This is a genomic window from Mesorhizobium sp. M1365, from assembly GCF_040317865.1.
Lineage (GTDB): Bacteria > Pseudomonadota > Alphaproteobacteria > Rhizobiales > Rhizobiaceae > Mesorhizobium.
This window is the reverse complement of record NZ_JAMYLG010000015.1, coordinates 1-19,203: the sequence shown is the minus strand read 5'-3', so window position 1 is coordinate 19,203 and position 19,203 is coordinate 1. Positions and strand designations below refer to the sequence as shown.

Sequence of the window (19,203 nt, the reverse complement as noted above, 5' to 3'; positions counted from 1 at the left end):
GAGAACCATGAAGAAGCTACTTATCTCGGCAGCCTTGGCAGCAGTACTGGCTGGAGGCTCGGCAATCGGCTCACGCGCACAGGAGCCGATGAACATCGTCTTCACGCATCATTCGTCGGCGTCGAACCCGTTCTGGCAGGCGGTGAAGAAGGGCTTTGACGACGCCTGCGCCAAGATCCAGGCGAATTGCCAGATGGTCTTCACGCAGACCGAAGGTTCGATCGAGCAACAGTCGGCCAACATGCAGGCGGCACTCGCGGCAAAACCGGACGCGCTGATCACCTCGATCGTCGACAACAATGCCTTCGACCAGATCATCGCCGACGCCCGCGCTGCCGGCGTCACGGTCATCGCGTCCAACGTCGACGACACCGAGGGTGCAGCCGGCAATGCCCGCCAGGCCTTCATCGGCCAGGGCTTCATTCCCGCCGGCTACGAACTCGGCAAGAAGATGTCCGAGTTCTTCCCCAAGGAAGGCAAGATCAGGGCGCTCGTCGGCGTCTCCGCGCCCGGTCAGAACTGGTCGGAACAGCGCGCTGCCGGCGTCATGAAGTTCCTTGAGGAATACAAGGCGGCGAATGCCGGACGCGAAGTGGTCATTGAACGGCTCGACACCGGCACAGATGGCGCCGTCGTCGCCGATCGTGTTGGCGCCTATCTGTCTGCCCACCCGGACACCACGGTGTATTTCGACACCGGCCTTTGGCATGCCTACGTCGCCCAGGTCCTGATCGATCGCGGCATCGAGCCGGGCAAGGTGCTGATGGGCGGCTTCGACATCGTCTCGGAAGTCCTGCAACAGATGGAAGCGGGTTACATCCAGGTCCAGGTCGACCAGCAGCCCTACATGCAGGGCTTCATGCCGGTGATGGAAGCTTATCTCGCCAAGAACGTCGGTCTGCTGCCGGCAGACATCGACACCGGCAAGGGCATCATCGTCAAGGAAGACGTGCCGAAGCTCAAGGAACTGGCCGCACAAGGCGTGCGGTAGGCGCGAAGCCGGCGTCCTCTCCTCGTTCTTTACGCGGAGAGGGCAAGGGGAGGGCCAGGCAGCACGGCCTTGGGCGTCGGCTCCGTCCCATCCTCCAACGGCATCTCCATTGTCAGGGGCGGTAGCAGACAGACTGCCGCCATCCCCTTGCCGATGCGACAAGCCAGCGCAAACAATCCCAAGCCGGAGCGAATGATGAAGCGCTTGATGAAGATTTATCTGGAGAAGCCGGAGCTTGCGGCGGTCGTGTTCCTGCTCCTCCTCCTCCTCGTCTTTCAGATTCGCTCGAACGGCGTATTTCTGAACACACAGAACGTGCGCGGAATGCTTGGGCTGCTGCCTGAAATGGGGCTGGTCGCGATCGGCGTGACCCTGCTGATGATATGCGGCGAGTTTGATCTTTCGGTAGGCTCGGTATTTGCGCTGACCCCGATGACCATGGCGGTGATGCTGGCGGCAGGCGTGCCGTTCGCGCCGGCCTTTGCCGCCGGGCTCGCGATCGCCGCCCTGATTGGCTTCTTCAACGGATTCATAACGATTCGTTTCGCGATACCAAGCTTCATCACCACGCTTGGCATGCTGTTCATCGCGCGTTCGCTGACGGTGGTAATCTCCGGTGGCTTCCCTCCTGTCATCCCGGCCAACGCTCTGCCGAAATGGCTGTTTACGATCTATGTGGGGCCGGGCGATCTCTTTCGCATGTCGTTCTTCTGGTTTCTCGCCGTGGCAATCCTGGTGACGGTGCTTCTGTCGCGCACGAATTTCGGCAACTGGGTGCGCGCCACCGGCGGCTTTCTGCCCGCCGCGCAATCGATGGGCATCCCGACGGCCCGGGTGAAGGTCGCCTGCTTCATGATCTGTTCGGTGCTCGCCGGCTTTGCCGGCACTATTCAGGTGATGCGGCTTGGCGCGCCGCTGCCTTCGATCGGCGAGGGGCTGGAGTTGCAAGCCGTGTCGGCTGCCGTCATCGGTGGCGCCTCGCTGACTGGCGGCATTGGCACTATCTTCGGCGGCATCATCGGGGCTGCCCTGATCCGCGTCATCGACAACGGACTGGTGCTGAGCCAGGTTGACGCCAACTGGTTCAAGATGGCAATCGGCTTCCTGACTATCTTCGCGGTCGTCGTGAACGCCTGGCTTCGAAAGCGGGGCAGGGCAATGAAGGTGGAGACCTGATCATGGCGGCACCCATCATCGCGATCAAGGGGCTCCAGAAATGGTATTCCGGCGTCCACGCCTTGAAGAACGTCACTCTGGACATTTATCCAGACGAGGCGCTGGGCCTTGTCGGCGATAACGGCGCCGGCAAATCGACGCTGATCAACATCCTGTCAGGCACCCAAAAGCCCGATGGCGGCGAGATCAGGATCGAAGGTGAACCGGTCCGCTTCTCGAACCCGCGCGACGCCATGGATCGCGGTATCGAGACGATCTACCAGTACAATTCGATGGTCCCGACCATGACCATCGCACGCAACGTTTTCATCGGACGCGAACCGGTGAAGGGCTCGGTTTTCGGCATCGGCATCCTGGACCAGAAGCGCATGCGTGACGAAAGCGTCAAAGCGATCGCCGACGTCGATCTGCATCTGAGGTCGCCCGACGCGCTGGTCGGCGAACTGTCGGGCGGCCAGCGCCAAGGCGTGGCGATCGCCCGGGCCATGCACTTCAAGTCGAAAGTCATGATCCTCGACGAGCCGACCAATCATCTCTCGGTCAAGGAGACGCGAAAGGTGATCGGCTTCGTTCGCGCCCTCAAGGCCCAGAACATCACCAGCGTCTTCATCAGCCACAACATGCATCATGTTTTCGAATGCTGTGACCGGGTCGTGGCGATGGCGCGCGGCGAGATCGTTCTCGACAAGCGGATCGGCGAGACTTCGATCGAGGAAATCCACGAGGTTCTGTGACGCGAAGAAGCGGTCACTGGCGAGCCGTTCGGCTGGTAGAGGTCAGTCTGCGCTACGGCTTTTCCGCAAGGATCGCCTCGGCGGTTTTCTCGTCGGTGATCAGCACATCGACGACTCCCAGACGCAACACGGCGCGCAGCACCGGAACCTTGTCGAGGCCGCCGGAGGGCAGGATCACAGTGTCGACGTCGCGCAGATGTTCGGGGGCGAGGCCGATGACACGGCTGTTTAGCGGGTGATCGACGAGTTGTCCGTCGGCGCCGATCCAGTGACCGCAGATATCGCCGACGGCTCCGGCTTTTTGGAGCGATCTGAGATCATTGTCTCCTACCAGTCCGATCCGAAAGATGGTGGCGTCTTTGTGCACCGCGCCCACCGAAACGAAAGCGGCGTCAACGTCGCGGGCGTGGGTGAAGGCGTCTTCCAGAATGGACTGGCGCATAAGCAGATCGCGCGTGGCCTCCGTATCCGTGAACACCGGTGCCGCGATGTAGTAGCATTCCGCGTCGAAGAGCGCCGCGAGCCGCGAGGCGATTTCATAGATGTTGATCGCCGATCCACGCGTGAGCCCGCCAAGCAGGGAAACGACCGACATGCCTTTGACGGGGCGCACGGTCACTGAGCGCAGACTAAGCTGGAGCGTGCGTCCCCATCCCACGCCCACCGATATCCCGTCACGGATTCTATGCGACAGGGCTTCACCGGCAGCGGCTGCGATCACCTGTGGCACCAGGGTAGGATCGGGCGGTGTCGGAACCACGATCGGGTCGGAAACGCCATAGGCGTCCCGCAGCCGGTGCTCCAGCTCGATGCAGTTCGCCACCTTGGAATTGATGCGAATCTGAACGATCCCGCGCTGACGGGCATGCGCCAGCATCCGGTTGACGCGAAGGCGGGTCAGGCCAAGAGACTTGGCGATTTGCGCCTGCGTCAGGTCACCGACATAAGCAAGCCAGGCGGCGCGCACGAGCAGCCCTTCCTCGCGATCGGCCGTGACGGAACTCGTTACGGCTTGGCGGCCGTCGCGTTTCTTTCGCGCTGGTTTCTCCATCAGATCATCCTGTCCACTCCGCGGCAGCGGGTCCAGACCGGCTCGGCGGAGCCATGTGCTCATCGATATGAGGCATCAATCGAGTTTCCCGGCTCCGCTAGCCTCGATGATAGCGGTCGAAGGAAAAAACCAGCGGAGCATCATGGCAAATTGCGTCGATGATGGCGCTCGTCAGCGGCAGGCGATCGTGGGGAAGTACACCCCGGGCCATCATATTCTTCAAAGTCGGACCAAGGTCCAGCGCCAGTTGCGCGCCCTCGACCGTGTCTGAACTCATATGTTCGCGCTTCGCCTCGGAATAGGGCAGGCCGCGGCCGAGCAGGCGCCCCATGCGACCGTTACGGCCCGCCTGGCAGGTCACGTAAAGATCGCCGGAGCCGGCCAGCCCCAGCACTGTTTCGACCTTTCCACCCAGGGCTTCGACCAGAATCGCCATCTCGGCGAGGGACTGCGAGAATAGCGACGAGGCAAGATTGTGCATCAGTGCGCCATTGGGCGCCTTGCCGTCGCGCTCGAGCAGCCCGACGGGAGCTCCAACGGCGAGTGTGTAGAAATTCTTGAAAGCGGCGCAGATCTCGACGCCGACGAGATCGGATGACGATCGCGCATGATAGAAAGGCGCGCGCAGAATGCGGGACGCCGCGGCCACCTGGTCGGGATCATGCCCGGCCACGATCACTGAGGTGTCGCGCTGCGCCGCCAGTTCGCCGGCAATGCACGGTCCGCCGACGGCCATCACCGGGACCGACAAGCCAGTGCGTTGCTCGATCTCGCGGGCAAGCAGATGTGGCAGGATTTCCACGCCTTCGTCGCTTGCCGCAAGCCCTTTCGTAATCATCAGTATCGGCACGGGCGACTTGATGCTTTCTGCAATGCGGTCGATCGCCCAAGGAATGCCGGCCGACGAGACGCCGAGTACAAGCAGATCGGGTCCATCGTTCATCGCCGCCCCGAATTCGGTCCAGGAACAGGCGGTTACCACATCAGGCAGATTGATGTTGAGGCGTGGGTGATGACTTGTGCTGGCCACGGAGCCGACGATCTCCTCATCGAGATGGGTCCCGACAAGAGTGATGCGGTTACCAGCGTGAGCGGCCGGAAGCGTCATGGCAGAGCCCATGACGCCGGCGCCGAGGATAACGATCCGCGCCATTCAGCTTCTTCCCTTGTCCAGCCGCTCGCCGCTGCCTTCGTCGAACAGGTGGATTCGCTCAGGCGCCGGCTCCACATGGATCACAGCTCCAGGAGAGACCTCCATGCGGTCATGCAGCACCGAGCAGATCGCGGTGTTGCCCATGCTGGCAAAGATGTGGATTTCGGGGCCAGTCGGCTCGACAACCGTAATCCTCGCTGGAATGCCGCGCCCGTCGGCCACTGGTCGAAGATGTTCGGGGCGAATGCCGTAGATCACCTTTTGGCCGGGCCGGACCGCAGCCCCTGGCGGGAGCGGGAGGGATAGCTCGTCGGTCCGCACCACCCAGGCGTCGCGCTCGGAAGCCACCTCGCCATGGAACATGTTCATTGCGGGCGAGCCGATGAAGGAGGCGACGAAGAGGTTTGCCGGGCGATCGTAGACATCGAGCGGGCGCCCGATCTGCTCGATATGGCCGTCGCGCATAATGACGATGACATCGGCCATGGTCATGGCCTCGATCTGGTCATGCGTGACATAGACGGTGGTGGTCTTCAGCCGCTGGTGGAGCTCCTTGATTTCGGTGCGCATCTGCACCCGCAGCTTGGCATCGAGATTGGACAGCGGTTCGTCGAACAGGAACACAGTTGGGTCCCGCACGATGGCGCGACCCATGGCGACGCGCTGCCGCTGGCCGCCCGAAAGCTGGCGGGGATACCGTTCCAGATAGGGTGTCAGGTTGAGGATCGATGCCGCCCACCCGACCTTCTGTTTGATTTCTTCGTTGGGGCGCTTCTTCAACTGCATGGAAAAGGCCATGTTGTCGAAGACGGTCATGTGCGCGTAAAGCGCGTAATTCTGGAAGACCATCGCGATATTGCGGTCTTTGGGATGGAGCATGTTGACGACCCTGTCACCTATGGCGATCTCACCGGACGTGATGGGCTCGAGACCGGCTATCATGCGCAACAGAGTGGACTTGCCGCAGCCGGACGGCCCCAGCAGAACGACGAACTGGCCATCCTCGATCGAGAGATCGAGTCCGTCGATAATCGAGAGGGCGCCATAGTCCTTCTTTATGTTGCTGATGGTGACAGACGCCATAAATTGCTACCCTTCGATTGCCCTTGCCGGTTGGATCTCATTTTCGCCATGCGAGCGATTGGCGATCGGATGCGCTCTCACCATTCGCTCTCCAGAAACTCTTCCAAGAGTCCCGCATCGGCGGCCAGGTTGACAAAGGACCATCGGCCGCGGATTTCTCGCGAATAGCGAATGGCGTCGTGCCAAAGCGCGCGCGGCAGCTCTAGTTCCGCGCCGGTGACCGGCCCTCCCGCAGCCTTGAGTGCTGCCTCCATGCGGGCGACCGGCATTGCCATGGGCCGAACCTCCTGGCGCAGCGCCGGCCAGATTTCCGCAAGCCTGCGGTTGAAGATTTCCGACTGGCTGGCGTCGAGTGCCGTCTTCTTCATCTCGGCAATGCAAAGTGGTCCAAGCTGCGCGCCATAGCGGGCCAGCATCGCCGCTTCGTCGATGGCGGTCGGCTTCACCTGCGGCGGCTCTTTCATGTCCAGCAGCCGCGCTTGCAGACGCGCCATGACCAGCGAGGCAACCCCGACCTGCTGGCCGTGCGTGGTGCCGGGATGACGCTCTCCCGCGAACATGTCGACCCAATGGGAAATCTGGTGCTCTCCCATGGACCCGGGATGGGAAACGCCGGCAAAGCACACGCCCATCGAGCACAGCGTCAAGACGCGCTGGAGATGCCCGACAGCGGTGACGTCATGCCTGGCAAGGCCAGGCGCATGGGCCAGCATCGGCTCCTCATCGCCCGCCTGCAGCAGGTAGGGCACCTCGGAATAGTAAGTGTCGAACAGCCGATGCGAAGCCCACCAGTCGATCTGGGCCGTGGAGCGGCAGAGGCTGTCGCCAAGCCCGGCGGCGCTGAGCCAGGCGGGCGCTGCGGCCGACACGCCAAGGTCCAGGAAGATGCCCCGGGGCGCGTGTGAAGGCAGCGAGATCTTGAGCCCGGAGGCCAAGGTCACCGACGCTGTCGAGGCGCCGTAGCCATTCATCGAGGCGGCCGTGCCGAAGACGGCATAGGGTCGCTCGTCGAGGAAGGTTGCATGCTTGCAGCTGTCATTGAGGACGCCCGACCCGACGGCCACGACCCCTTCGGCGTGACGTGTCTTCTCCCTGACCATCTGGATCGTCGCCTCATCACAGTCGAGGCCGTCAGGCAGCACGATTTCGTCGATGTCGGCGATGGCACGCAGCGCCTTCGCGACGCGCCTGCCCATCACATCGACGGTGTTGATATCGGAGACCACGGCGATGCGGCTGCCTAGCTTCAGCGGCGCAACGAGATCCGCCTCGCGGCCTTCCGTCGTCTCCAGCAATTCGATGGTCTGGAACGGCAGGACCGCGGCCGCGCCTGTCTTGGGATCTGTCCAGCGTCCAGCGACAACGTCCTCGATCAACGCGCTCCAGTTGGTCGCTTCAGCCATGATCGGCCTCCATGAAGGCCGCGAGGCGTTGGTTCCAGGCTGCAAGCGTTGGCCAAAGATCAGCATGGATCGCAAGAAGTTCGGCGTAGAGCGCGGCCCGTTTCGTGTCCGGTTCGAAGGTTTTGGCCGGCTCGCTGGCCATTGCGAGCGACGCTTCGGCGATCGTGGAAAACCAGCCCACCCCCTTTGCCGCCGCCATCGCCGCGCCTAGCGAGGAGGCTTCGACGGTCGTCGAACGCTTTATTGGACGATCGAGTGCATCCGCCAGAATCTGCATCCACAGGTCGGACTTCGCTCCTCCGCCGATGGCTATGGACTGGTCGATGGTCTGGGCGGCAGCCGCAGCCGCCCGCTGACTTGTCGCGGCCTGATGCAGCGCTATGCCTTCGAGCACGGCGCGATAGATGTCGCCGCGGCGGCTCGAGCCCGAAAGCCCGGCAATCACACCACGGGCCGCACTATCCCAGTGCGGGTCCATGACGCCCTGCCAGTAGGGCAGGAGCATTATGCCGCCTGCGCCGATCGGGCTGGCAGCGGCTTCGGTCTCGAGCGCCTCCAGCGCATCGCTTGCGCCATGCAGATCGACGCCAAGCATTTCGCGCGCCATCCAGTCGACAAGAAAAGTGCCGGCGCGAAGGCACGTCTCGTAGATGTAGCCATTATCGGCGACCGCCGTTTCGGTGCGGAAGGCCTGGTCGTGGACGTAGTCCGTGCCGAAGCTGCCGGAGACGACCGCCGTGCCGAGGTTGATGTAAGCGCATCGCGGCTGCAACACACCAGCGCCCGTGCCGGCGCATTGACCGTCGCCGCCGCCGGCGACGATCGGCGTGCCCTCGCGCAGGCCCGTCGAAATGGCCGCTTGCGACGTCAGTTGGCCCAGAACGGTGCCGGGCCGCGCCAGATCCGGCATCATGCGCCGGGCGACGCCCGCTGCCTCCAGTATATCGTTCGACCAGTCCATAGCCCGCATATCGAGTATGCCCATCGGGTCGGCGGATGCGGTGGACGTCACCCACCGGCCGCTCAAGCGAAAGACCAGATAGCCGTGGACTTCGGCCATCCGCTCCACGCGGGCAAAAATCTCGGGCTCTTGCTCGCGGAACCAGATCATGCGGTAAAGGCAAGGAATGACGTCCAGCGGCTTGCCGGATATTGCGTGGACGCGTGCCGCGCCGAAACTCTCGCCGAAGCGGCGTGCTTTGCCACGGGCGCGCTCATCGAGCCAGAGCGTCGCCGGCCCGACCGCTTCGCCTTGCTCGTCGAAAAGTCCGAAGCTCTCGCGCTGGTTGGCAATCGCGAGGGCGGCAACGCGTGCCGGCGAAACCGTTGACGTCACGGCGCGCAGCGCTGCGACCGTCGAGGTCCACCACTCGGCCGGATCCTGCTCGAAATAGCCCGAACGCGGGTTGGACATTGCAAGCGGTGCACGACCTTCGGCCACGGCCAGACCATTGCGGTCCCAGGCGATCGCCTTGGTTGCCGAGGTCGAGGAATCAATGCCGATGACGAGATCAGGAACCATTGCCGCCACGTTGCCAAACGGCGAGGGCGGCCGAAGCCGCCTTCGCCCAAATCACCGACCAGCCGCTAAAGACCGGCGTCCTTGACTTTGCCGTCGACAATGCCGGCAATGGCATCGAGGCACGCCTTGGCATCGCCGCCATAGTCTTGGCCCGTAAGCAACTTGCCGAGCTCAACCGGAATGTCGTTGTTCGACAGATCCGCCCAGATCGGCATGTCCGGCTCAGATCCCATCTGATTGTCGATCGTGTATTTGATCGCGTCGAAATGGCGTGTCGTTCCGGGGCCGACAACAGCCTTCGCCTTGACCCGAGGATCTGTAAAAGAGGAATTGCGCATCGGCGAGGCGCCGCCGCCGAGCGTCGATACCCGCGCCATGACATCCTTCGAGCAGACCCACTGCATGAACAGCCATGCCGCTTCCTTGTTCTTGGAATATTGCGACAGCGAGATCGTCGAGCCGCCCTGGTGGCCGACGGCCGGGATTTCGTTGAAGCCGCAATCGGCAGCGGCGCGACGACCAGGAACTTCCTTGGGCGCGGGCAGGGCCTCGAACAGGCCTTTGACCTTGGAATCCTTGGCATCGAAGCCGGGGAAATCCTCGCCCCAGGTGATTGCCATGGCGGCTTGTCCCTGTGTCAGGGCCTGTCCTTGGCCGTCCCAGGTCCAAGTCGTCGCCGACGGCGGCGAGTTCTTGACCAGCTCCTGATAGAATTTGAGCCCGGCCACGCCGCGCTCGTCATTGCCGACAAACTTCTTGTCCTTGTTGAAGACAGAACCGCCATGGCCCCACAATGCGAAGGTCCAGTCGCATTCCAGCGAATAGTGGCCGGACTTCGCCTGGCACGCGGTGCCGAAGATGCCGTTGCTCTTTTCTGCCTCTGTAAGCGCCTGGACGGCCTTGAGGTAGGCGTCGAGGTCTGTCGGCAGGGCAATGTTGTGTTTGTCGAAAAGATCCTTGCGGTACATCAGGATGAAGATCGGAATATCGAATGGAATTCCGCACTGTTTGCCGTTGTACATGGCGATGCCGTCGACCAGCGGCTTGGAGAAATCGTCCCAGTCGAAGTTCGGCATCGCCAGTTCTTTGTTCTGGTCGTAATACTCGCGCGGATCGACGACATCCTGGGCAAATGTCGCCATCCAGGACTGGTCGAGATAGTAGACGTCATAGGTGCCAAGCTGGCCCTGTACGTCTTGCGTCGCCTTGGCGAGAACCTGCTCCAGCGGCACGATCTCGACTTCCACCTCAATGCCGGTTGCCTTGGTGAATTCACCCGCGACAAGCTGGTTGGCAACAATCGTTGGCGGCGTCGCTTCCGACGTGTAGCGGATTTTGGTGCCGGCATATGGTTTGCCGACGTCGGCCAGCCACTTCAGCATATCGGCGTCCTGGGCGCGGGCTTCTTCAACCCCGAGGCCCAGCATCCCCCGACTGGTGCGGCCACCACCTAGCATGGCCGATCCGAAGGCGGAAAAGCCGACACCGGCGAGCGCCATCTTCCTCATGAAGTCGCGTTTGGTTATCCGGCGCGCCGTAAAGTCATTGCAGGTATCGGCTACGAATGTCTTCTTGTCGTGTTCACTGAAGCTCATGATCGTTCCTCCATTGCGTTTTTGTCGTCGTTCTTCTCGTCAGCGCCTCACTCCTTCAGCGATCCGAGGGTGAGGCCGCGGACCAGATGCCGTTGAACCAGCAGGATAAAGATGAAGCTGGGTATGATCGCGGACGTGCCGAGCGCTGTGATGTAGCCCCACTCGGTCGCGGTCGAGGTGACAAAGGTCGAGATCTTCACCGGCACAGTGCGGATCGACGTTGTCAGGAACAGTGAGAGCAGGAACTCGGTCCACGAAAAGATGAAACACAGCACGGCCGTCGCAGCGATGCCGCCCTTGACCATGGGAAGGACCACGCGTCGGAACGTCTGCCAGCGCGTCGCGCCGTCAATAAGCGCCGCCTCATCAACCTCGCGCGGAACATCGTCGAAGAACGACTTCAAAAGCAGAACCGCCAGCGGCAGGTTGATCAAACTGTGAACGAGGACGAGGCCCGTATAGGTATCGCGCAAGCCGAGATCGCGGAACATGAAAACGATTGGAATGACGATCGCGATTGGCGGCATGAAGCGCTGCGAAAGAATCCAGAACAGGAAGGACTGCTGGCCGCTGAACTGCATTCGCGACAGGCAATAGGCGGCCAGGGTGGCCAGCAGCAGCGTCAGCGCCGTAGATCCGACGGCTATGATGGCGCTGTCGAGCAACGACTGGCGGGAATCGTATGAACTGGCGCCACCCTTGATCACCCCGGCCGCCTCGCCGCCCTGTTCCATGCCGATGTCGACGCGTGAGACGCCAAGCAACGTCACGCGGTAATTGTCCGGCGTCGGTGTGAAACCGACGTAGACCGGTCCGCTGCGGTCGAAGATCGCCGAATAGGGTTTGATAGACGACAGCGCCCACCACGCGATGGGGAACATGAAGATCGCCACCACCAGGACGGCGAGCACGTCGCGGGCGATCGTTTGGGCGCGCGACGACTCCATCAGAACCTCACCTTGAACAGCCTGACGAAGAGATTCGACACGACGATCAAGACGACGAGCACGATCAGCGACAGGGTCGCGGCATAGGGGAAGTCTCCGGTGAAGTAGATACGGCCAGCGTAGAACGAAAGCGTCTCGGTGGCCGTGCCTGGCCCGCCGGCGGTGATGATGTAGACGTAGTCGTAGATGCGAAAGAGATCGACGCCGCGGATCAGCACCGCGACCGCTATCACCTTGCGCAGCATCGGCAATGTGAGCCGCAAGAACGTCTGGATGCCGTTGGCACCGTCGATCGCGGCTGCCTCGAAAGGTTCCTTCGGCAGCGCCCTGAGCCCTGCCAGGATGATGAGCACCATGAACGGCGTCCATTGCCATATGTCCGCCAGCAGGATCGCCGCCAATGCGGTTCCGGGCTGCGTCAGGATCGGCTGTGCCGGCGAGATCAGGTCGAGGGCATAGAGGTAGAACGACAGGACGCCGAAAGAGCCGTCCTGCATCAGCAGGAACATCATTCCGGTCACCGCAGGCGGCACCACCAGCGGCAGTGTCATCAGCGCCCGCAGCACGCCGTAACCTTTGCGATCGGTGTCAAGCAGAAGCGCGATGAGGATGCCGAGCGCAAGCTGAACCGCAAGCGCGACGAAGGTGTAGATCAGCGTGGTTTCCAGCGAATGCCACATACGCGCATCCGAGAAGGCGCGCGTCCATTGGTGGAGCCCGGCGAAGTCGAGCTGACGGGAAACGACATTGCGTTTGTGAAGCGACAGCCAGACCGAATAGGCGAGGGGATAGATGCCGAAAACGAGAAGCATCACCGTGATCGGCGCGAGCCAGGGGAAAGGATGCTCGGCCGTCATGAACCGGGGAAGGGCCCATCTGGGCGCTTCGCGGGTCACGGTCACCGTGCTCACGCGCAAATCTCCGCTCGGTCACACAGACGCATCGGCCTTCTCCCTATCGGCCAGATTGTGCCAACTTGAACTTTTGTAAGTTTGTTGTGCCTTTTGTTAAGAACGTGTCGGACGGCCGCCGATTTGTCAAGTGTCGGTTCAGTCAGGCTCAAGGGATTTGCTCGTGGTCCCAGAGGATGCGTGATCGCCGAGTATGGAGTTGTTTTGGAGGAAACGCCGCCGGCAAATGCCGTGCACCAGCCTCAAACGCGCTCAGGGCCGCCGCCAATTTTGGCTGCAACATCCTTGGCCCTCGAACTGCGCAATTAGCGCTAAGATGCGATAAACTGCGCAGTCACAATAAGACCCTTTTCGTTACGAATTTACAAATGCTTAACCCTGATGCCGTTTCGAGCTTAGTTGTCCGCGGACAACTCACAGGGAATGCAGGAGAACACCTCAGACAGAGCAGTGGTTGTCCGCGGACAACCAAATGGCGCCAGGTGGAACGATGAAGGATCGATTGCTATGATGGCGCCGAAGTCCACCGCCGGCCTCCGGACACCCCATCTCATTGCGCGGCTTCCAGTCCGACGGCCGGCTGCAGCATTGTGAGATCCTCGGCAGCGGCCTGCGCCTTCGCAGCGGCCGTGATGATGGCTCTCTTGTCACTCTTAAGGACGGCGAGCCAGCTCGCCAGATAGGCGGCTGTGTTGTCGCGTGGATCATGCGCCACGCCCAGGTCGGCACACAGGAACGATGCCGCGAGCTCCGCAACAAGCTCCTCCACGGCGTAGCCTTCACTGCCGAACCTGCCCGTCAGATCGCGGTCCAGGCGATGCTTTGCGCCGGACCAATGCGAAACCTCGTCTAGCAAAGTCGAGTAAAGGTGAACCTCGCTGTCGAAACGCCCGCGGTCAGGCATGAGGATGTCGTTGATGCTGGGCCGGTAGCAAGCTTTGGCACCACCGTAGCTGACGCTTGCGCCGATGTTCTGGACGAAGCTCCCGAGGGCCTCGATGTGCGGAGCCGGATTGCCGAGAGCTCCTCGGCGGGGCTGAAGAAGCGATCCGGTATGTTCTCGATCTGCTCAATATTGAAGAGGGTGTAGCCCTTCAGATATGGAATCGCGCGGTCTTCGTCATCGTCGTGATGCTTCGGCGTGAACGTGCCATATTTGACGACGAGGGTGCCTTTTTCGCCCTTACGGGCTTGACCACCGAAGTCCTGCGCCTGCCGGTAGGTCATCCAGGTGTTTTCCTCGCAGCCTGAGCCGAACTCAACGTGGGCGGAACCTGAATGTTGCAAAGTGAGGATCGGCATGGCTGGATACGGTGACGATGCAGGCTCCACGGCCTATGCGACGGCAGGCAGCTATACCTGCCAGCAGGCACGATCGCAGCGGCGCGCCACGCGGCAGCGCCTATATTGACGGCCCCTACGGCATGCTTCCCCAGCGTGCCCACGGGGGCTTGGCACAGCCACGGGCTTGGCCTCCACCGTGTACGGCGCGACGCTCGCTAGCGATCTGACCCTGCAGCGGGTGATCGATGCCTCGTATCAGCCCGCATACCTCGAACTGGTCAATCCGGGCTCGCTGCGAGCGCTATGTCACCGATTCGGAGGGCATCGTCCATGTGCCGTCGACCCGTTCAGACCGACGCGGACAATTTGCCCATCATTGCTGAACTTGTAGGTCCCAATTCGCCCTTGCGGGCCACCGACGCGGTAAAGAGCTTGATATCAAACATTCTTTTTGGTTCAGACTCGTGGGACATTCAGACTCGTGGGACATGACCCACACGACGCGCTACCGTGTGTCTCGCCATCACGCCACCGCCATCCGACTTTGAGAAAGATCAGGTAGACCGGTCGAAACGGCCCGATTTGCGAAGCTTCGCAAGCAAGCTCTCTGCCGCGCCGTGGTAGTTGGCAGAGGCCTGCTCGGCCATCGGCAGCGAACTCCACACGGTTAGTTCGGCCACCAGAAAGTCGTTGTCTGCGTCCACCGGCGCGGATCTAAGTTGTCCGTTTTTATCCATCATGATTGCTACCACGGTGTCGTTTGCGCCGTACCCAATCGCCGCCATCCTCTGAATACGAGAATCGCCGTCCACGCGAACGTCGAACAAGACAGATCCGCCAGTTTTCTCCGCGATGTCATCCACTCGGTCGGAAAACGCCCGATTCATACCGCCTGTATTGGCAAGTGATTGCTCCAACAAAACCAGTTCAACATACTCCGCCTTCATGCCGTGACTATGGGCGCACAGGCCCAATCGGCAATCCTACCCGGATCTTTTCACACAGGAATCCCAATGACATCCTCCAACGCGCCGCGGCGTGCGCGGCGACAATCAAGGTGAGACCGAACCAAGCACGAGACAGATGATATTGGTGATGATTGCGATTTCGACGCTCTTCCAGGTGGCTGCGATCAAGCGGTCGTTCTGCCACAACGAAGCGTACCACTCCGTCGTCCCTGATTGTCCTGACCCACAAGCTCCTCCCCAGGAAGAAACTAAGCCTTGAGCGGGCGCGTGGGCGGCTGCAGCATCCGCAGACGACCCTCCGATCTCTTTCCGCTTCCTCGCAGGAGCGCCAGCTCCATGTTCGGCGTTTGCGCCGATTGCTGAGGGACGGAGACAAGGAACGCGACTGCCTCTCCGCTCGTTGACCGTCTCGACCCGAGTTGCCGTCATGCCCTCCACCTCCATACGCAAAACGGGGTCTGATCCGGAAAGAAGAATCCTCTCGGTCTGGTTTGTAGCCAGCGCCAAGGCATACCGAGTTTGACAGCGTTCCGCCGGAGACCTTTGCCGCGTTCCGGGCCGCATCCGCCAGGGTCGCTATTTCGACGACGCATCGGCAACAACTTCCGGTACCACCTTGTTGCTGCCGGTAGCGACCGGGGGACGACCTGACATTTCGGTGCCGAGTTCGTCCTTTACGCTCCAACCGTCGGTTTGTGGACGCATGGAAGCTCTGGAATACCAGTGGCCCTGATCGCGCATCGCGCGGAAATTTGCGGCTGTTGCGATGCTCCGCCAAGCGGCCGGATGTTCAGCGTCAGACCGCAGTCCGTGCAGGTGGAATCTATCTTGACCAGACGTTCTCTGGCCTCGGCCAGTCGACGTTGTGCAGACCTAATCCTGTCGCACAGCGCGATGTTAATGCCGACGCCGCAGTCTTTGTCCAGCATTTCGGTCGCACCCTGGAGAGACAGCTCCGCTCGTTTCACGCGCTGCCTGGCTTTAGGCAGCTCGATGTTCAAAAGATCGACCATCATTCAAGATCCGAGGGGCCCCTTCGATTGTTAACCGGACCCGGTCGCATTGGTTCCAGTGGGAATCTGCACAGGGATTGGACGCGAGGATTCGTAAGCCTTGGATTGCCGACCAACTGCGGCCACAAAATCTTGCCATCGATTGCGTGCGGCGGCGCTGGCCAGCGGCAGCTCACTAACGGCGCCTCATCGGGCCAAGGTGATCGCCCGAGTACGAGTTTGGAGCCAAGTCGGGTTAAGCAGCCGTGTCGAGCGGCGCCGCCGGCGTCTGCGACTAAGCCAGCTTGCCGATGCTAGGTCGGCTTGGCAAAAAACTCCGGCAGGGTATGGACGGTATATTACTCGACCCTAATTAAGCGCCATGTTCCGCTTGCTGCTTAGCTTCGTCTCGTTGTTATTTTCCACCACGCTTCTTTATGCGCAAGAGTGGCAGCCCTTCGGCATTAAGCAGTTTGGCTTTGTATTCGATGCGCCCCCCGGCTTTGTTTTAACTCAGCGTTCCGACCAGGGAGCAGCTTTTCAGGGCAAAAACGAGGCCTTTCTTGCTGTTTGGGGCGCAAGGCTCGGAAAGGCCAGTTTCCGCGCCGAAATAGAGCATCGAATTGTCGAGGATGAAAAGGCGGGCTGGAAAGTGACCTATCGGCGCGTTAAGCCGACGTGGGCCAGTTATTCCGGTATCAGGGACGGGCAAATCCGCTACGTACGCGTCATTGCCGTCTGCAATGACGGTGCGGCGCTCTTTATAATGAACTACAGCAGATCCGAAAAAATCGCCTACGATCCCGTCGTCGTGCGAATGGTGCGATCGCTACGGGCGGAAGGCTGCTAAAGCCTGAGACTTTCAGAAATATGTGTGGACGTTGATCGCGTTGGCCTGCAGCGAAGACTGAGATTTAACGGCAACAGCGGTTCTCGGTCGCCCCGTTCCACCGCCGCACCGCCAACGTGAGGGAATCTGCCGTTTCCGTGGCTCCGCAACGGCGAAACCGAACCAGGCTGGGCGCCTATCCCTCACCGCGACCGCGGCGCAGCCGAGGAGATGGGGATGTTACGGTCCTCTGTTTAGGGCCGATGGTCAAAAAGTTTACCAGCTCCCGACCGGAAGCTGGTCGCAGAGGAAGTCCTTCTCTAAATTCCATAGCAATCCTTTGGTTCGCACCTCCAGTGCACCCCGTGATAAGGGAGTTGCGGCGCAGACTTGAGGCAGATGAAAATGTCGAAGAGCAGGCCTGGGCCGTCAGTGAGCGGCGGGTCTCGGACTCAATGCCTGACGACGCGCCCGTGATCTCGCAATCCCGCGCTTAGGACGTCGGGACCGCTGATGCCACAACAACAAGCAGAGCCGCAGTCGCGACAAACGACGTCGAGGCGAGCAGCAGTCCAATCAGGGTTACGAGACCGTCGCATTCCATCAATGCGACGGCCAAGACTACCAGTGAGAGCACCGGCAGGATATTGCCGAAGGGAATCAGCAGGGCGATAACGACAGCGAGCAGGAAGATCGGAACGCCGAGCGGGTCTGCACCGTCGGGCCCGTCAGGATCTGCAGCCGACCGGTGCGCACCACTTTCTCCACCCGGCTGATCATCGGCACCGAATGACGGACCATAAGACCGAACGCCACAGGCGAAAACTGGCGCTCTCTGATGATGGCGGGCAACCAGACCCTCCGGCTGCCCGCGACGATCTGGAGCGGGACCAGCGCGAGCCCGCTGCCGAACACCGTGCCGAACGGCCCCGGGATCGGCGTCAACGCTGGGATGGCTCGGACATCTCACCCACGCAGCCGGTCCTCACGCATCCTCGCCGGCTCTGTTCAGAGCCCGGACAAGGGCTGCGCATTGCGGGTCCTGGCTATCCAGAAGCTCCGCCGGCGCGGTACGGCCAATCGCTATATTGATGGCGGTGGACCGCCGCCCAGCCGTAGTCGCCGGCGGCGCGCTCGATGAGTGGCGGGTCCTGAGACGTCAGGCAGTTCTGAGACTGGCGAACGATCTCCACGGAAGCTTCGCGCGCTCTCCGACCAACTCAAGGAGGCCAGTGGTGACAGCTTCCAATCGAAATATATCGACATGCAGACCCAGGCGCATAAGGAAGCGGTGGCGCTGTTTTCCGCTTACGCAAATTCCGGCGACGATCCGGCTGAAATGAAGGAGTTGCCAAAAAGACGCTGCCAGTGCTGCAGATGCACGAACGTCACGTCAAGGATCTCGCTGCCGCGCATCAATGGCGACGACCGCCAGCGGCTTCGCAAACGGAAACGTCCGGCATGAAGGGAGCGGCTGTCGCCGGGACCCGGGAACAAAGTACCGAGAGTGCCGTTATTCACCTGGCTTATTCCCGAGAGGATCCAACGGGAGGCGGCATTCGCGAGGCGCCAAGGGCAGTAGAGCTGGGTTTCGGCACCGTCCCGATTGCCGCTGTCACAGGCTGAATCGCTTTCCGAACGGGACAGGCTGCCTTCATGCGCTACGGCGAGATATTTGCAAATGTTACGGCACTCATGTTGCTGGCCTTGATGATTGGCGGCGTCTTCGTCCTGTTTGGAGAGCCGCTGTGGCCGCGGCACTACGCGAGAATGGTGCTGGTCACGGATATCGATGCCATGACCACCGCGTCAGTCCGAACAAGCTGCCTGCCCAGTCCCTGCCTGCCCGACACCATCGATCATACCGTGCTCACTCCTCGCCCCGAGGACGGACCTTGATTTGCGATTTGCAGACGCTGGAGCTGGGTACGGAAAAGCCCGCCGCCCGAGCTGCGCGGCGGGCTTTTTTGGTGAATCAACCCACGGTAGACCGTCTGGCCACGACTAGGTCAGGATAATCACGATCTTGTAGGTATTCGGGTCGACGATGACGATCCGGCCGTCAGCGAGCACGAAATACTCGTAATTTTCATAAGCCGGAACGATCTTGACGATGCGCGCCGGCAGACGATGCAGCCGGACCTTCTTTCGCGGAACCTCGACGCCGACGGAGATGTCGAAATCGACATTGGAAACGGGTTGGACGTTCGTTTCCTTGATGACCTGAGTGATCTCTGTCTTCTGCTCAACGGTCACATTGCTGATGGAAGCGGTCGAACTCTGGTCCTGCGTCCGCGTCGAGGCATTGCCTTGGGTCTGCTCGGTGGTCGTGGTCCCGGCCTTGCCCTGAGCCTGCTCGTCGGTCTTCATCTTGGTGCTGCCCGTGGCCTGTTGTTCAGTCGTGGCGCCAGCCTTGCCCTGAGCTTGCTCGGTGGTTGTGGTGGTTCCAGCCTTGCCCTGAGCCTGCTGATTGGGCTTTATCTTGGAGCTGCCCTGAGCCTGCTCGGTGGTGGTGGTTCCAGCCTTGCCCTGGGCTTGCTCCTCGGTCTTCATCTTCGTGTTGC

The 19,203-nt window shown here is 61.3% G+C and carries 17 protein-coding genes and 3 pseudogenes; 6 read left to right on the top strand and 14 right to left on the bottom strand.

The window, feature by feature from the left end; all coding sequences use genetic code 11:
- Positions 1–7: 7 nt before the first annotated feature.
- The 3 genes from NKH04_RS18040 (at position 8) to NKH04_RS18030 (ending at position 2,901) form a co-directional block, all read left to right on the top strand.
- Entirely contained in the window at positions 8–991 is a 984-nt protein-coding gene (locus NKH04_RS18040) for a sugar ABC transporter substrate-binding protein (protein ID WP_502895713.1), read from the top strand.
- A gap of 195 nt (positions 992–1,186) precedes the next feature.
- Positions 1,187–2,167 (top strand): ABC transporter permease, encoded by a 981-nt coding sequence (locus NKH04_RS18035; RefSeq protein ID WP_352503300.1) that lies wholly within the window; start codon positions 1,187–1,189, stop codon positions 2,165–2,167.
- Positions 2,168–2,169: 2 nt separating this feature from the next.
- Positions 2,170–2,901, top strand: coding sequence for an ATP-binding cassette domain-containing protein (locus NKH04_RS18030; protein ID WP_254819755.1), 732 nt, complete (start codon positions 2,170–2,172; stop codon positions 2,899–2,901).
- 52 nt (positions 2,902–2,953) lie between these two features.
- Here the strand turns inward: NKH04_RS18030 and NKH04_RS18025 are convergent, their stop codons facing one another.
- From NKH04_RS18025 to NKH04_RS17975, 11 genes and pseudogenes are all read right to left on the bottom strand, one after another.
- Positions 2,954–3,952, bottom strand: a complete 999-nt coding sequence (locus NKH04_RS18025; RefSeq protein WP_352541848.1) for a sugar-binding transcriptional regulator — start codon at positions 3,950–3,952, stop codon at positions 2,954–2,956.
- Between the two features lie 97 nt (positions 3,953–4,049).
- Positions 4,050–5,105: a hypothetical protein gene (locus NKH04_RS18020; RefSeq protein ID WP_353044696.1), complete on the bottom strand. Its 1,056-nt coding sequence runs from the start codon at positions 5,103–5,105 to the stop codon at positions 4,050–4,052.
- Entirely contained in the window at positions 5,106–6,188 is a 1,083-nt protein-coding gene (locus NKH04_RS18015) for an ABC transporter ATP-binding protein (RefSeq protein ID WP_352541850.1), read from the bottom strand. It lies immediately after the preceding gene.
- Between the two features lie 77 nt (positions 6,189–6,265).
- Positions 6,266–7,591, bottom strand: a complete 1,326-nt coding sequence (locus NKH04_RS18010) for an iron-containing alcohol dehydrogenase (RefSeq protein WP_352541851.1) — start codon at positions 7,589–7,591, stop codon at positions 6,266–6,268.
- Positions 7,584–9,113: a xylulokinase gene (locus NKH04_RS18005; protein ID WP_353044695.1), complete on the bottom strand. Its 1,530-nt coding sequence runs from the start codon at positions 9,111–9,113 to the stop codon at positions 7,584–7,586. Before NKH04_RS18005 ends, NKH04_RS18010 begins: the two co-directional genes overlap by 8 nt.
- A 65-nt stretch (positions 9,114–9,178) precedes the next feature.
- Positions 9,179–10,708, bottom strand: coding sequence for an ABC transporter substrate-binding protein (locus NKH04_RS18000; protein WP_352541853.1), 1,530 nt, complete (start codon positions 10,706–10,708; stop codon positions 9,179–9,181).
- Positions 10,709–10,755: 47 nt separating this feature from the next.
- Positions 10,756–11,655, bottom strand: coding sequence for a carbohydrate ABC transporter permease (locus NKH04_RS17995; RefSeq protein WP_352503255.1), 900 nt, complete (start codon positions 11,653–11,655; stop codon positions 10,756–10,758).
- Positions 11,655–12,566, bottom strand: coding sequence for a carbohydrate ABC transporter permease (locus NKH04_RS17990; protein WP_352474341.1), 912 nt, complete (start codon positions 12,564–12,566; stop codon positions 11,655–11,657). The genes NKH04_RS17995 and NKH04_RS17990 overlap by 1 nt, the downstream gene beginning before the upstream one ends.
- A 550-nt stretch (positions 12,567–13,116) precedes the next feature.
- Positions 13,117–13,817, bottom strand: a pseudogene (locus tag NKH04_RS17985) (ArdC family protein); the annotation flags it as partial.
- Between the two features lie 587 nt (positions 13,818–14,404).
- Positions 14,405–14,797, bottom strand: a complete 393-nt coding sequence (locus NKH04_RS17980) for a hypothetical protein (protein ID WP_353016357.1) — start codon at positions 14,795–14,797, stop codon at positions 14,405–14,407.
- A 695-nt stretch (positions 14,798–15,492) separates the two neighbouring features.
- Positions 15,493–15,834: a hypothetical protein gene (locus tag NKH04_RS17975; RefSeq protein WP_352818751.1), complete on the bottom strand. Its 342-nt coding sequence runs from the start codon at positions 15,832–15,834 to the stop codon at positions 15,493–15,495.
- Positions 15,835–16,192: 358 nt separating this feature from the next.
- On the opposite strand from NKH04_RS17975, the gene NKH04_RS17970 reads away from it, so the two are divergent.
- Positions 16,193–16,660, top strand: a complete 468-nt coding sequence (locus tag NKH04_RS17970) for a hypothetical protein (protein ID WP_352474337.1) — start codon at positions 16,193–16,195, stop codon at positions 16,658–16,660.
- A 472-nt stretch (positions 16,661–17,132) separates the two neighbouring features.
- Here NKH04_RS17970 and NKH04_RS17965 read toward each other — a convergent pair.
- Positions 17,133–17,554: pseudogene (locus NKH04_RS17965) on the bottom strand (exopolysaccharide biosynthesis protein).
- Between the two features lie 70 nt (positions 17,555–17,624).
- Positions 17,625–17,832, bottom strand: a pseudogene (locus NKH04_RS33220) (hypothetical protein); the annotation flags it as partial.
- Here NKH04_RS33220 and NKH04_RS17960 point away from each other — a divergent pair.
- Both NKH04_RS17960 and NKH04_RS17955 read left to right on the top strand, forming a co-directional pair.
- Positions 17,781–18,104, top strand: coding sequence for a DUF4142 domain-containing protein (locus tag NKH04_RS17960; protein WP_352541855.1), 324 nt, complete (start codon positions 17,781–17,783; stop codon positions 18,102–18,104). The pseudogene NKH04_RS33220 and the gene NKH04_RS17960 overlap by 52 nt on opposite strands.
- A 191-nt stretch (positions 18,105–18,295) precedes the next feature.
- A complete protein-coding gene (locus tag NKH04_RS17955; RefSeq protein ID WP_352473088.1) occupies positions 18,296–18,538 on the top strand; it encodes a polymerase in 243 nt (80 codons plus the stop codon).
- A 105-nt stretch (positions 18,539–18,643) separates the two neighbouring features.
- On the opposite strand, the gene NKH04_RS17950 is transcribed toward NKH04_RS17955, so the two are convergent.
- A complete protein-coding gene (locus tag NKH04_RS17950; protein WP_353044694.1) occupies positions 18,644–19,192 on the bottom strand; it encodes a DUF1236 domain-containing protein in 549 nt (182 codons plus the stop codon).
- Positions 19,193–19,203 lie beyond the last annotated feature (11 nt).

Excerpts from the sequence above, each read along its gene's own strand:
- NKH04_RS18035 (WP_352503300.1), top strand. The coding sequence starts at position 1,187 with ATGAAGCGCTTGATGAAGATTTATCTGGAGAAGCCGGAGCTTGCGGCG.
- NKH04_RS17995 (WP_352503255.1), bottom strand. The coding sequence starts at position 11,655 with ATGGAGTCGTCGCGCGCCCAAACGATCGCCCGCGACGTGCTCGCCGTC.
- NKH04_RS17970 (WP_352474337.1), top strand. The coding sequence starts at position 16,193 with ATGTTCCGCTTGCTGCTTAGCTTCGTCTCGTTGTTATTTTCCACCACG.
- NKH04_RS18040 (WP_502895713.1), top strand. The coding sequence starts at position 8 with ATGAAGAAGCTACTTATCTCGGCAGCCTTGGCAGCAGTACTGGCTGGA.
- NKH04_RS18010 (WP_352541851.1), bottom strand. The coding sequence starts at position 7,591 with ATGGCTGAAGCGACCAACTGGAGCGCGTTGATCGAGGACGTTGTCGCT.
- NKH04_RS17950 (WP_353044694.1), bottom strand. The coding sequence starts at position 19,192 with ATGAAGACCGAGGAGCAAGCCCAGGGCAAGGCTGGAACCACCACCACC.
- NKH04_RS17975 (WP_352818751.1), bottom strand. The coding sequence starts at position 15,834 with ATGATGGTCGATCTTTTGAACATCGAGCTGCCTAAAGCCAGGCAGCGC.
- NKH04_RS17980 (WP_353016357.1), bottom strand. The coding sequence starts at position 14,797 with ATGAAGGCGGAGTATGTTGAACTGGTTTTGTTGGAGCAATCACTTGCC.
- NKH04_RS18015 (WP_352541850.1), bottom strand. The coding sequence starts at position 6,188 with ATGGCGTCTGTCACCATCAGCAACATAAAGAAGGACTATGGCGCCCTC.
- NKH04_RS18025 (WP_352541848.1), bottom strand. The coding sequence starts at position 3,952 with ATGGAGAAACCAGCGCGAAAGAAACGCGACGGCCGCCAAGCCGTAACG.
- NKH04_RS17955 (WP_352473088.1), top strand. The coding sequence starts at position 18,296 with ATGCGCTACGGCGAGATATTTGCAAATGTTACGGCACTCATGTTGCTG.
- NKH04_RS18005 (WP_353044695.1), bottom strand. The coding sequence starts at position 9,113 with ATGGTTCCTGATCTCGTCATCGGCATTGATTCCTCGACCTCGGCAACC.
- NKH04_RS18000 (WP_352541853.1), bottom strand. The coding sequence starts at position 10,708 with ATGAGCTTCAGTGAACACGACAAGAAGACATTCGTAGCCGATACCTGC.
- NKH04_RS18030 (WP_254819755.1), top strand. The coding sequence starts at position 2,170 with ATGGCGGCACCCATCATCGCGATCAAGGGGCTCCAGAAATGGTATTCC.
- NKH04_RS18020 (WP_353044696.1), bottom strand. The coding sequence starts at position 5,105 with ATGGCGCGGATCGTTATCCTCGGCGCCGGCGTCATGGGCTCTGCCATG.